The following is a 12,850-nucleotide window of genomic DNA, read 5'->3' as shown; positions in this document are numbered from 1 at the left end:
TGGGCGTCATCCGGCGGACCCGAACGCCGCGTCCATCTTCTTCGCCGCTTCCCCGGAAGCCGCCCCCACGCTCTTCTTACCGCTGATGACCTCCTGGAACATCGTCGGCAGCACCAGCGACGAGTCGATCTGCGACCACCCCGCCGAGGCAGGCACGAACTTCGTCCCGGCCGCCAGGGTCGCCACGAACGGCTTCACGAACGGCTCCTTCGCGGCCGCCTGGTCGCGGACGTCCGTGAACGTCGGCAGGAACCCCATCGCGTCGAACATCGCGGCCTGCGTCTTCTTGGAGGTCAGCGCCTCCATCAGCGCAACGGCGAGCGTGCGATGGGTGGTACTCCTCAGCACCCCGATGTTGTTGCCGCCCGCGAAGGCCGGCGCGACGGATCCGGCCGTGATCCCCGGCAGCGGCACCACCGCGTACTTGCCCTTGACCGTGCCCGCCTCCACCGCCGCATGGCTGAAGTCACCACCGATGGCCATGCCTGCCTTGCCCGCGGCGAACGCGGTGACCGTGTCGTTGCCGCCGAAGCCCGCGCACTTGGCGGCCGGACAGTTGTCGTCGCCGAAGAGGGACGTGTAATCCTTGATGCCCTTCTGGGCGGCCGCGCTGTTGATCGCCGAGGTGTACGAGCCGCCCCTGGCGGTGGCGAGTTCGCCGCCGTTGGCCCAGATGAACGGCATCGCGCCGTACGTGTACGCGCCGCCGACGACCAGGCCGTACAGGCCGGGCTTCGCCTTGCGGACGGCACGGGCCGTGGACGCCAGCTCGGCCATCGTCGTCGGCGGCTTCAGGCCGAGGTCCCGGAAGACGTCCGTGCGGTAGTAGAGGGCGCGGACGCCGACGTAGAGGGGGGCGCCGTACATCTTGCCGCCGACGGTGACCGACTGGCGGGCGGTCGGGTCGGTGTCCTTCGCCTCGCGCCACGCGCCGAAGTCCTTGGTGACGTCGAGCAGTCCGCCGTCCCGTACGTAACCGGCGGTGTCGGTGTTGCCGTACTCCAGCACGTCCGGAGCCGACTTCGGGTCGTTGAACGCGGCCTTGACCCGCTGCGCGCGGGTGTCGACCGGGATGTACTCCACGTCGACCCGGGTGCCGGTGTGCGCCTTCTCGAAGTCGGCGACGACCGAGTCGACGGCCTTCTGCTTGGGGTCGTTGCCGACCTCCTGGAAGAGCCACACCCGCAGGGTGCCGCTCTTGTCGTCCTTGTCGGAGGCGGAGTTGGAGGAGGTCTGCGGGGCGCAGGCCGCCACGAACAGGGCGGCGACGAGGAGTGCGGGGACGGGGAGCTTCATGGAGTGACCCTCCGGAGCGCGCTGACGCGTAGCGTTTAAGACACTGCATGCGTTGCAACATATGCAACGCCGGTTTCGCTCTGCACAACACCACGGAGGGTAGGGACAACATGAACATGCCGACAAGAGGTCTCAACCACTCTGTGACCGGGGGACGCACCCCGTGCAACGCGCGGGTACGACAAAGGCCCCGGAGCGCGTCAAAGCGCGCCCGGGGCCTCCGGAAACCTGAGGTGTTACTTGTCCTTGCCGCCCTCGCCGTCGCCGCCGCTGCTCATGGACTCGTAGATCTCCTTGCACATGGGGCACACGGGGTACTTCTTGGGGTCGCGGCCCGGCACCCACACCTTGCCGCACAGCGCCACGACGGGGGTGCCGTCGAGGGCGCTCGCCATGATCTTGTCCTTCTGGACGTAGTGGGCGAAGCGCTCGTGGTCGCCGTCGCCGTGGGACACCTGTGGCGTCGGCTCTACGAGGGTCCCCGTACCAGTCCCGCGCTCGGGCTCAAGAGTGCTCATAAGGCCCAAGGGTACTGAAGCGCCCGGGCAACGGTGGGGGGAAGGCCCACCGTCAGTTGAGCGAGGGGTCGTCCGGGTAGGTGGCCACCATCGCCAGCTCGTTGCGCTGGCGGCGGAGCACCTCGCGCCAGAGTCTCTCGGGGGACGGCGAGGAGACGTCGCCGGGCTCGGACTCCACGACGTACCAGGCGCCCTCCACCAGTTCGTCCTCCAGCTGGCCGGGGCCCCAGCCGGCGTAGCCGGCGAAGATCCGCAGGCTGCCGAGTGCCGAGGCGAGCAGCTCCGGCGGTGCCTCCAGGTCGACCAGGCCGATCGCGCCGTGCACCCGGCGCCAGCCGAGCGGGGCCCGGTCGCCGTTCGCACCGCCCGGGATGACCGCGACGCCGAGCGCGGAGTCCAGCGACACCGGGCCGCCCTGGAAGACGACCCCGGGCTCGCCGGCGAGCGAGGCCCAGCCCTCCAGGATGTCCCGGACGTCCACCGGGGTGGGGCGGTTGAGGACGACACCGAGGGAACCCTCCTCGTCGTGGTCGAGAAGGAGCACCACCGCGCGGTCGAAGTTCGGGTCCGCCAGGGCGGGCGTGGCCACGAGCAGCCGCCCTGTGAGCGAGGACACCTCGGTCATGCCTGACATGATCCCGCATCTTCCCGTCGCGTGGGGAGCCAATCCGGGGCAGGGGGTGAATGCAGCCATGATTTGAAGGAGCGGCCTGACAAGGCCTCGTTTGAGGGTGGTGGTGGGAGACGGGAGGGCGGACGGGAGCGTTCCCGGCGCACGGTTACGGGCGGTGACCCCATGTGCCCGATCAGGGACCGTTCGTGTTGTGACACAGCTATGACATAGCTGGGCGGTACTTGGGCTTACGAAGGGGAGCCGATAGGCGATTAGTCTGTCTCTCCGGCCCTGCCCCACCCCACGGAACGCGAGATTCATGACCGTCAACGACGATGTCCTGCTTGTCCACGGCGGCACCCCGCTGGAGGGCGAGATCCGTGTCCGCGGTGCGAAGAACCTCGTACCCAAGGCCATGGTCGCCGCCCTGCTGGGCAGTGCGCCGAGTCGGCTGCGCAACGTTCCGGACATCCGTGATGTGCGGGTCGTACGCGGCCTGCTGCAGTTGCACGGGGTGACCGTACGCCCGGGTGAGGAGCCCGGCGAGCTGGTGCTGGATCCGACGTACGTGGAGAGCGCGAACGTCGCTGACATCGATGCCCACGCGGGTTCCAGCCGTATCCCGATCCTGTTCTGCGGTCCGCTGCTGCACCGGCTCGGGCACGCGTTCATTCCCGGCCTCGGCGGCTGTGACATCGGCGGCCGGCCGATCGACTTCCACTTCGACGTGCTGCGGCAGTTCGGCGCGAGCATCGGGAAGCGCGCGGACGGCCAGTACCTGGAGGCGCCGAAGGGGCTGCGCGGCACCAAGATCCGGCTGCCGTACCCGTCCGTCGGCGCGACCGAGCAGGTGCTGCTGACGGCCGTACTCGCCGAGGGCGTCACCGAGTTGTCCAACGCGGCCGTCGAGCCGGAGATCGAGGACCTCATCTGCGTGCTGCAGAAGATGGGCGCGATCATCGCGATGGACACCGACCGCACCATCCGCATCACCGGCGTGGACAAGCTCGGCGGCTACACCCACGCGGCCCTCCCGGACCGTCTGGAAGCCGCGTCCTGGGCGTCGGCGGCGCTGGCGACCGAGGGCGACATCTACGTCCGGGGCGCCCAGCAGCGCTCCATGATGACGTTCCTGAACACCTACCGGAAGGTGGGCGGTGCCTTCGAGATCGACGACGAGGGCATCCGCTTCTGGCACCCCGGCGGCCAGCTGAAGTCGATCGCGCTGGAGACGGACGTGCACCCCGGCTTCCAGACCGACTGGCAGCAGCCGCTCGTGGTGGCGCTCACCCAGGCCACGGGTCTGTCGATCGTGCACGAGACGGTGTACGAGTCGCGCCTCGGCTTCACCTCCGCGCTGAACCAGATGGGGGCGCACATCCAGCTCTACCGCGAGTGCCTGGGCGGCTCGGCCTGCCGCTTCGGGCAGCGCAACTTCCTGCACTCCGCGGTCGTCTCCGGGCCCACGAAGCTCCAGGGCGCCGACCTGGTCATCCCCGACCTGCGCGGCGGCTTCTCGTACCTGATCGCGGCCCTGGCGGCCCAGGGCACGTCCCGGGTCCACGGCATCGACCTCATCAACCGCGGCTACGAGAACTTCATGGAGAAGCTCGTGGAGCTGGGCGCGAAGGTGGAACTGCCGGGGAAGGCGCTCGGGTAGTCCTCGGAGAGTTTCGCCGTACGACGATGGGGCGGCCCCTGGTGGAGGGGCCGCCCCGTCGTCGTGTCACGAGCCGTGTGCCGTCCCGTGGCCTACGGCCGGCAAGGTCACTTGCCCTTCGCGGATTCCTTCAGCTTCGAGCCCGCGGAGACCTTCACGCTGAAGCCGGCGGGGATGTTGATCGGCTCGCCGGTCTGCGGGTTGCGCGCGGTCCGAGCGGCACGGTGGGTGCGCTCGAAGGTCAGGAAGCCGGGGATGGTGACCTTCTCGTCGCCCTTGGAGACGATGTCGCCGACGACGTCGGCGAACGCGGCCAGCACGGCGTCGGCGTCCTTGCGAGTCACCTCGGCACGGTCGGCCAGCGCGGCCACCAGCTCACTGCGGTTCATGTTGTTACTCCCGTGTTCTTCTTGCCATTGAGGCGTGCCACGCGGCTGAGCCGCATGTTGGGCCGGGACGCATCCTGCCCCCACCTGCGGCGGGAACGCCAATCCGTTGCCGCCCATACCCTACGGGGGGGCCGAAGAGGGTGTTTCACGACGCGCCGATTGTGTGGCGTGGCAAGTTTCACAGCTGTTTGCCCGGGGGCTGCTGCCCCCAGGCCCACGCCTGGTCCGGTGCGTCGCGTTCCGGCTGCGGGCCGGTGGCGGCATGCCGCGCACCTGAAGGGCGCTTCAGGCGCCCTTCGCGGCTTCCCTCACCGCACCCGCCACCGCTCCGGCCACCTTGTCGTTGAAGACGCTCGGAATGATGTAGTTCGGGTTGAGCTCGTCCTCCGTGACCACGTCGGCGAGAGCCTTCGCGGCCGCGAGCATCATGTCCGTGTTCACCGTACGCGACTGCGCGTCCAGGAGGCCACGGAAGACGCCCGGGAAAACCAGCACATTGTTGATCTGGTTGGGGAAGTCGGAGCGGCCGGTGGCCACCACGGCGGCTGTCTGGCGGGCGACCGCCGGGTCCACCTCGGGGTCGGGATTCGCGAGTGCGAACACGATCGCGTCGTCGGCCATGGCGGCCACGTCGTCGCCGTCGAGGACGTTCGGGGCCGACACGCCGATGAAGACGTCCGCGCCGCGCACGGCCTCCTTCAGCGTTCCCCTGAGGCTCTCGGGGTTGGTGTTGTCGGCGATCCAGCGCAGCGGCGAGTCCACCGGGGCCTCGATCAGGTCCTCGCGGGCGGAGTGCACGACACCGCGGATGTCGGCGACGACGGCGTTCTTCACGCCGGCCGCGATCAGCAGCTTGAGGATGGCCGTACCGGCCGCGCCGGCGCCGGACATGACGACCCGGACGTTCTCGATCGCCTTGCCGGTGCAGCGAAGTGCGTTCGTGAGGGCGGCGAGGACGACGATCGCGGTGCCGTGCTGGTCGTCGTGGAAGACGGGGATGTCGAGGGCCTCACGGAGGCGGGCCTCGATCTCGAAGCAGCGGGGGGCGGAGATGTCCTCCAGGTTGATGCCGGCGAACCCGGGGGCGATCGCCTTGACGATCTCGACGATCGCGTCGGTGTCCTGGGTGTCGAGGCACAGGGGCCACGCGTCGATGCCGGCGAACCGCTTGAAGAGGGCCGCCTTGCCCTCCATGACGGGCAGCGCGGCTTTCGGGCCGATGTTGCCGAGGCCCAGGACCGCCGAGCCGTCCGTCACGACCGCAACGGAGTTGCGCTTGATCGTGAGGCGGCGCGCGTCCTCGGGGTTCTCCGCGATCGCCATGCACACGCGGGCCACGCCCGGGGTGTAGATCATGGACAGGTCGTCACGGTTGCGGATGGGGTGCTTGGACTGCATCTCGATCTTGCCGCCGAGGTGCATGAGGAACGTACGGTCGGAGACCTTGCCGAGGGTGACGCCCTCGATGCCGCGCAGCTGCTGGACGATCTCGTCGGCGTGGGCGGTCGAGCTGGCCGCGATGGTGACGTCGATACGCAGCTTCTCGTGACCGGAGGCGGTGACGTCGAGGCCGGTCACCGAGCCTCCGGAGGACTCCACGGCGGTGGTGAGCTGCGAGACGGCGGTTCCGCTCGCGGGCACCTCCAGCCGGATGGTCATCGAGTAGGAGACGCTGGGCGCCGTTGCCATGGCCGACTTCCTTCGTTTCACCGTGTCGCGAGTTGTGCCGTCCGATCGTCGCACCTACCCCTGAGTACGTGGTAGCCGCCCCGGGTTGCGGACGTTTTGTTCATGACCGGCCGACTGATTCGGAAAAAAACTTCCACCATACGATATCCGATCAGCCGGCTGAAGACGCAACGGAAGAGGCCCACATCACACTGGTGATGTGGGCCTCTCCGACGTTCATGACACCGACCCGCCATGCTCGCCTCGCGGCAAGTGGTCGCTCGTAGCGACGAAGGTTGGGCCCGGGGGCTTGGATCGAGCCGGTGTCACGACAAGGCTAACAAACGGATCCCGTAAGACCATTCCCGTCCGGGGACTTCACAGGAAACCTCCAGCCGAACGGACGTCGTTCTCACTCCCTGAGCAGGTCCGGCACCCCGGCCGCGTCCGGCTGGTCCCGCTCCCCGGAGACCACCGTCAGCTGCTGGGTCGCCCGGGTGAGGGCCACGTACAGCACACGCAGCCCCGCCGGAGACTCGTCGGCGATCTCCGCGGGCGACACGACGACCGTCGCGTCGTACTCCAGACCCTTGGCCTCCAGGCTGCCCAGTGCCACCACCCGGTCGCCGAGCCCGGCGAGCCAGCGGGCGGCCTCCGCGCGCCGGTCCATGGCGACGACCACGCCGACCGTGCCGTCGACCAGGTCGAGAAGCCGCTCGGCCTCCGCGCGCACGGTCTTTTCGAGCGAGTCTCGTACGACGGCGCTGTGTCCATTGTTCGTTGTCACGAAACGGGGCTCGACCCCGGTGGAGCGGACCGCCGAGGGGGACTTGGAGCCGGGCATGGCGAGGGCCAGCACCCTGGCCGCGACCTCGGCGATCTCCGACGGGTTGCGGTAGTTCACGGTGAGCTCGAAGCGGCGGCGCGGGCGGCTGCCCAGGGCCTCGTCCCTCGCCTCGGCCGCCTCGTCCGGGTCGGACCAGGAGGACTGGGCGGGGTCGCCGACCACCGTCCAGGTGGCGTGCCGGCCACGGCGGCCGACCATCCGCCACTGCATCGGCGTGAGGTCCTGCGCCTCGTCCACGATGACGTGGGCGTACTCGACGCGCTCCTGGGCGAGCCGTTCGGCGCGCTCGCGCTGGGACTCCTCGCGCACCGGCATCAGCTCCTCCAGGCCGGTGAGGTGGTCCAGCGGGTCCGCCTCGCGCTTCCTCTTCGGGCGGGCCGGGGTGCCGAGGATGGCCTGGAGTTCGTCGAGCATGGCGATGTCGTGCACGGAGTGGCCGTCCCGCCGCAGGGAGCGGGCGACCCTGCGGATCTCGCCGGGGTTGAGGATGCGGCGGGCCCAGCGGCCGAGGCGCCGCTCGTCGGCCATCGCGGCGAGCACGGCCCGCGGGGTGAGCTCGGGCCACCAGGCGTCGAGGAACTCGATGAAGGAGTCCTCCGTGAGGATGTCCTCGTCGAAGGAGGAGCGCAGTTCGGCGGCCAGCTCCGGGTCGGTGTGGCGGCCGGCCGCGCCGGAGCGGCTCCACAGGGCGTCCAGGAGGAGCTTGCGGGCGCGGGGCCGCAGAAGGTTGACCGGGGCCGTGCCGCCGAGCGCGTTGTGTCTGATGCGGTCGAGTTCCCCGGCCTCCAGCTCCAGCCGGCGGCCGAAGGCGACGACTCTCAGCCGGGCCGGTGAACCGTTCGGCTCCAGGGCTCCGCGGGCGGCCTTGCGCAGCACCCGGAGCATCCGGGAGGAGCCCTTGGCGCGGGCGGTGGCCGGCGTGTCGTACAGGGTCGCCTCGGCGCCGACGGCGTCCACGGCGAGTGAGCCGATGGCACGGATGGCGACCTGGCCCTCCTCGCCGAGCGAGGGCAGCACGCCCTCGGTGTAGGCGACGAGCAGCGGGGTCGGGGAGACGATCAGGATGCCGCCCGCGTACCGGCGCCGGTCCTGGTAGAGCAGGTAGGCAGCGCGGTGCAGCGCCACGGCCGTCTTGCCGGTTCCCGGGCCGCCCTCGACGTAGGTGACGGAGGCGGCGGGGGCGCGGATGACCAGGTCCTGCTCGGCCTGGATGGAGGCGACGATGTCCCGCATGGAGTGGGTGCGGGCCTGGCCGAGTGCGGCCATCAGGGCGCCGTCGCCGATGACGGGCAGGGCGGCGCCGTCGCGGAAGGCGGTCAGCTCCGGGCGCATCAGGTCGTCCTCGACCCCGAGGACCCGGCGGCCCTTGGAGCGGATGACCCGGCGCCGTACGACACGCCCGGGATCCACCGGAGTGGACCTGTAGAACGGCGCGGCGGCCGGTGCCCGCCAGTCGATGACCAGTGGGGCGTAGTCCTGGTCGAGGACGCCGATCCGGCCGATGTGCAGGGTTTCGGCGATGTCGGCGGTGTTGTCCGCGCGGACCGCGCCCTCGGCGGGCTCCACGGCGGTGTAGGCGCCGTCCGGCCCCTTCTTCCCGTCCTTGCCGGGCAGGAGGTCGATCCGGCCGAAGAGGAAGTCCTCGAACTCGTTGTTGAGCCGGTTGAGGTGGACACCCGCCTGGAAGACCTGCGCGTCCCGCTCGGCGAGGGCGCCGGGCGTGCCCACCTGGCCGCGCTTGGCCGCGTCGTTCATGAGGAATTCCGCCTCGTGGATCTTCTCCTCAAGGCGCTGGTACACCCGGTCGAGGTGTTCCTGTTCGACACTGATCTCACGGTCCCGGACGGAGTCCTGAGCGGAGTCCTGTTCCGAGCCGTGAGGGCCGACCGCGGATTGTTGAGCCTGAGCGGCCACCGGGCCCCCTTCTGACGTGCTGGGCAGCCGTCAACCGTACGCGAAAGGGGCCCGCCTAAGCTACGCGCTGACCGAGACCAGCTTCTTCCCGTCGAACGTCATGACCTCGAAGTGGTCGATCTGGTTGGGGGCGAAGGCGGCGCCGCCGTGCACGTAGAGGGGCTCCTTGGCCTTGTCCGACTTGGCGTCCGAGATGCCGTATCCCCAGTTCGGGACCGACCAGGAGGTCACCGTCTCGCGCTCGCCGTTCCTGCCGACGGCGATCAGCGAGCACTTCTTCGGGCCGGCGACGTTCTTCAGCTGGAGGACCGCGTGGGTGCCCCAGTCCTTCTTCTCGAGAGCGACGGTCGCGGTCACATGGGTCGTCGGGTCCGTGGCCGTCTTCTTGTCGGACATCGTCTGGAAGGCCGTCTGGGCGGGCCCCATGGCCGTGCCCCCACTGCCGCTGTCCGAGCCGCCGCTCGCCGCCAGGACGGCCAGCGGGCCGCCGACGATCAGCACGGCCGAGGCGGCCAGCGCGAAGAAGTTGCGCCGGCTGCGGACCTTCCGCTTCTCGGAGACCTCTACGACCAGCTTCTCGACCATCCGCGGGCTGGGCTTGGCGGACAGCGACTCGCCGATGGACGGCGTACTTCCGGAACCCGGCAGATCCGCCAGGGCCGCCAGCATGGGCTCCATTCCGGCCAGCTCGTCGAGCTGCTGGGCGCACCATTCGCACCCGGCCAGATGGGCCTCGAAAGCGGTTGCCTCGGCGTCGTCGAGAATCCCGAGCGCATACGCGCCGACAGTCTCGTGCTCATTGGGCACCGGGGACTCCTGCATAGCACCAGACATACCCCAACCACCTGTGCCGAATCCGTCGTGCCCCCCGTACACACTCATCACGCCGTCACCCCCCGCTCCTCCAGTGCCAGCTTCATCGACCGCAGGGCATAGAACACCCGTGAGCGCACAGTGCCGCTGGGTATGCCCAGGGTCTCGGCTGCCTCGTTGACAGTACGTCCCTTGAAATAGGTCTCTACGAGCACCTCCCGGTGGGCCGGGGTCAGGTCGTCGAGCGCGTCAGACAGCGTCATCAGCCACAGCGCCTTGTCGATCTCGTCCTCCGCGGGGATGACCTCCAGCGGCGACGGATCGACCTCCTGCGGCCGGGCCTGCCGGCTGCGGTGGCCGTCGATGACGATGCGCCGAGCGACCGTCACCAGCCAGGGGCGTACCGATCCGGTCGCTCGATTGAGCTGGCCGGCGTTCTTCCAGGCACGGATGAGTGTCTCTTGCACGACGTCCTCGGCGCGTTGCCGATCACCGGCGACCAACCGGAGGACATACGCAAGGAGTGGTCCGGCGTGCTCGCGGTACAGAGCGCGCATCAGCTCCTCATCAGGTTCCGAGGGCTGGGACATGCGATGTCGGGCCCTCGATCCACGTTCATTGGCCACGGCCGCATCCTTGCGCACGCCCACCTCCGGTGTCCGGGGGTTCCCCCAGTCGGTCGCTCCCCCACCGGTACGGAAGTGACGTGCGGTGTGTTCAACAGGACCCCACATTTTTCCGTGAGGCGACATGACGAGCGGGACATGACCGCACATTCCCACCGCTTGATCTTTACATTTCCGACACACCGTCGAAGATCGGAACGTTGCCCGGGGGTTGCGGTCGACAAACGGAATGTTGTCGAAATCACTTTCGGGGAGCTTCGACGAAGGTCCGGCGGATGCCGCGAAAGGGACACGGGCTGAGGCAGGGGTCGAGAGGAGTCAGGCGCGGGCGAGGGCCGCGCGGCGCCGGTGCCGGGCCACTCGCTCGCGGTTGCCGCAGACCTCGCTGGAGCACCAGCGGCGCCTGCGCCCTCGGGAGGTGTCCAGATAGACGATGGGGCAGTTGTCGCCCTCGCACTCCCGGACGGCCGCCCGCGCCACGGGGTCGGTGAGCAACTCCACGGCGTCCCGTGCGACGGCGGCGAGCAGCGCGGCACACCCGGGCGGGCCGGCCAACTCCCGCACCAGGAAACCGTCCTCGCCGGGGACGGCGCGCGGGGCCGGGGGTGCGGCGGCGCGGGCGAGGTCGTTGACCCGGGCGAGCGCGAGATCGTACGGCCGGGTCCTCGCAGGGTTCCGGTCTCCGCGCACCAACTGCCCGACGTGTCCGCGCAGTTCACGGAAGCAGACCAGCCAGCCGGTGTCGGCGTGTGCCAGCGGGGTGCCCGGCGGGACGAGGCCGGAACCGGTGATCCAGGCCCGCAACGGTTCGAGGGCGTCGAGCCGTTCGCCGGGATGCGTGGTCGCCAGCAGATCCAGGCAGATCCGCCCGGCGTCGAAGCGCAGCTCGTACGGGGCCGTCGCCGTACCCAGTGCCATGTGCCTGTCACCGCCTAGGACCGGGAACCGTGGCTTCTCACAGTGCCCGGCCCGGCAGGCGGCCGGAAGCCCTCGTACCCGTCTTCCACGAGGTTCCCGCCCGGCCCACACCCCGCGGGGACACCGGTGCCGTGACCCTCTGTCCTGCGAACGCACCGAGCCGCCCCGGGAGGCGGTACCCACAACGTCGTACGACGGTCAGCCGGACCGCTCGTCCCCCCCGTGGTCGACGCCGCCCAGCAGTTCGCTGTGCATCCGGCGTCCCGCTTCCGCCGCGTAGGAGAGGAAGTTAGCCCGGGCGACGGCGAGGTTGTTCGAGGTGGGCGGGGTGGGTTGGGGGGCGGTGGCGAGGCCTGTCGGCGGTTCACGCGTCCGCGTACTTGGCGTCCGCCGCCGGGTCCAGGGCGAGCCGGTAGCCCCGCTTGACCACCGTCTGGATCAGCTTGGGCGCGCCCAGGGCCGTACGCAGACGGGCCATCGCCGTCTCCACCGCGTGTTCGTCGCGCCCCGCGCCCGGCAGGGCCCGGAGGAGTTCGGCGCGGGCCACCACCCACCCCGGCCGCCGCGACAGCGCCCGCAGCAGGGACATACCGGCCGGCGGCACCGGCTTCAGCGCGCCGTCGACGAGGACGGCATGCCCCCGGATCTCCACCCGGTGGCCGGCGATCGGCAACGCCCGTGCCCGGCCGGGCAGTTCCTGGCAGAGCAGCTGTACGAGGGGGCCGAGGCGGAAGCGTTCCGGCTGGACGGTGTCGACGCCGAGGGCCTGGAGCGGGAGCGCGGTGACCGGGCCGACGCAGGCCGGGACGACGTCGTGGTGAAGGGCGGCCAGCAGATCGGCCTGCAACCCCCGCTTCTCGGCCCGCGAGAGCAGGGAGGCCGCGGCGGGCGCGCTGGTGAAGGTGATCGCGTCGACCGAGCGGGAGACGACGGCGTCCAGGAGCCGGTCCACCGGCCCGATGTCCTCCGGCGGCATCCACCGGTACACCGGCACCGGCAGTACCTCCGCTCCCGCGGCCCGCAGCGACTCCACGAACCCCGGCAGCGGCTCCCCGTGCAGCTGGACGGCGATCCGGCGCCCGTCGACGCCCTCCTCGAGGAGCCGGTCGAGCACCTCGGCCATGGACTCGGAGGACGGCGACCACTCCTCGGTGAGGCCGGCGGCCCGCACCGCCCCCTTGACCTTGGGACCGCGGGCCAGCAGCTCGACGTGGCGCAGCCGGTCCAGCAGCTGCTCGCCGAAGCCCCAGCCGTCCGCGGCCTCTATCCACCCCCGGAACCCGATCGCGGTGGTCGCCACGGCCACGTCCGGCGCCTGGTCGATGATCTCCTTCGTGGCGGCGAGGAGCTCGCCGTCGTCGGCGAGCGGCACGATACGCAGGGCGGGCGCGTGCAGCACGGCGGCACCGCGCCGCTGGAGCAGCGCGCCCAGCTCGTCGGCCCGGCGCGCGGCCGTGACCCCCACGGTGAACCCCGCGAGAGGGCCGGGCTGACCGGGATCCGGTCGCTGCTGTTCCTCGTACATGGCTGCTCTCCTAGCTGACCCGCAACCCGCCGAGCCTGTCAACGGCGCGTGACAGGCTCGGTT

General features: G+C 70.3%; 11 protein-coding genes. 1 reads left to right on the top strand and 10 read right to left on the bottom strand.

Annotated elements, in window-relative coordinates; translation table 11 throughout:
- Positions 1 to 6 precede the first annotated feature (6 nt).
- From ABZ396_RS02870 to ABZ396_RS02860, 3 genes are all read right to left on the bottom strand, one after another.
- Positions 7 to 1,296 (bottom strand): extracellular solute-binding protein, encoded by a 1,290-nt coding sequence (locus tag ABZ396_RS02870; protein WP_358922321.1) that lies wholly within the window; start codon positions 1,294 to 1,296, stop codon positions 7 to 9.
- Positions 1,297 to 1,532: 236 nt separating this feature from the next.
- Complete coding sequence (locus ABZ396_RS02865) at positions 1,533 to 1,814, bottom strand: DUF3039 domain-containing protein (RefSeq protein WP_352220883.1); 282 nt, start codon at positions 1,812 to 1,814, stop codon at positions 1,533 to 1,535.
- Between the two features lie 52 nt (positions 1,815 to 1,866).
- A complete protein-coding gene (locus tag ABZ396_RS02860) occupies positions 1,867 to 2,439 on the bottom strand; it encodes a YqgE/AlgH family protein (RefSeq protein WP_358922323.1) in 573 nt (190 codons plus the stop codon).
- A gap of 307 nt (positions 2,440 to 2,746) precedes the next feature.
- Between ABZ396_RS02860 and murA the strand changes: the two genes are divergently transcribed.
- Entirely contained in the window at positions 2,747 to 4,087 is a 1,341-nt protein-coding gene (gene murA, locus ABZ396_RS02855) for a UDP-N-acetylglucosamine 1-carboxyvinyltransferase (protein WP_358922325.1), read from the top strand.
- Between the two features lie 107 nt (positions 4,088 to 4,194).
- On the opposite strand, the gene ABZ396_RS02850 is transcribed toward murA, so the two are convergent.
- From ABZ396_RS02850 to ABZ396_RS02820, 7 genes are all read right to left on the bottom strand, one after another.
- Positions 4,195 to 4,476 (bottom strand): HU family DNA-binding protein, encoded by a 282-nt coding sequence (locus tag ABZ396_RS02850; RefSeq protein ID WP_189268239.1) that lies wholly within the window; start codon positions 4,474 to 4,476, stop codon positions 4,195 to 4,197.
- Positions 4,477 to 4,761: 285 nt separating this feature from the next.
- Positions 4,762 to 6,165 carry an NAD-dependent malic enzyme gene (locus ABZ396_RS02845; RefSeq protein WP_358922327.1) on the bottom strand — a complete coding sequence of 468 codons (1,404 nt, stop codon included), beginning with the start codon at positions 6,163 to 6,165 and terminating at the stop codon, positions 4,762 to 4,764.
- Between the two features lie 391 nt (positions 6,166 to 6,556).
- Positions 6,557 to 8,905 carry a UvrD-helicase domain-containing protein gene (locus ABZ396_RS02840; protein ID WP_358922329.1) on the bottom strand — a complete coding sequence of 783 codons (2,349 nt, stop codon included), beginning with the start codon at positions 8,903 to 8,905 and terminating at the stop codon, positions 6,557 to 6,559.
- 60 nt (positions 8,906 to 8,965) lie between these two features.
- Entirely contained in the window at positions 8,966 to 9,787 is an 822-nt protein-coding gene (locus tag ABZ396_RS02835; protein ID WP_358922331.1) for a zf-HC2 domain-containing protein, read from the bottom strand.
- A complete protein-coding gene (locus ABZ396_RS02830; RefSeq protein ID WP_010039908.1) occupies positions 9,787 to 10,308 on the bottom strand; it encodes a sigma-70 family RNA polymerase sigma factor in 522 nt (173 codons plus the stop codon). Before ABZ396_RS02830 ends, ABZ396_RS02835 begins: the two co-directional genes overlap by 1 nt.
- Before the next feature lie 354 nt (positions 10,309 to 10,662).
- Positions 10,663 to 11,262 carry an ABATE domain-containing protein gene (locus ABZ396_RS02825; RefSeq protein WP_358922333.1) on the bottom strand — a complete coding sequence of 200 codons (600 nt, stop codon included), beginning with the start codon at positions 11,260 to 11,262 and terminating at the stop codon, positions 10,663 to 10,665.
- A 364-nt stretch (positions 11,263 to 11,626) separates the two neighbouring features.
- Positions 11,627 to 12,787 (bottom strand): uroporphyrinogen-III synthase, encoded by a 1,161-nt coding sequence (locus ABZ396_RS02820; RefSeq protein ID WP_358922335.1) that lies wholly within the window; start codon positions 12,785 to 12,787, stop codon positions 11,627 to 11,629.
- Positions 12,788 to 12,850: the final 63 nt, after the last annotated feature.

The sequence above is a fragment of the Streptomyces sp. NPDC005866 genome, assembly GCF_040629895.1.
In the GTDB taxonomy this organism is placed as follows: domain Bacteria; phylum Actinomycetota; class Actinomycetes; order Streptomycetales; family Streptomycetaceae; genus Streptomyces.
Note: the sequence above shows the minus strand (reverse complement) of the source record. Positions and strands in the feature narration are given on the sequence as shown.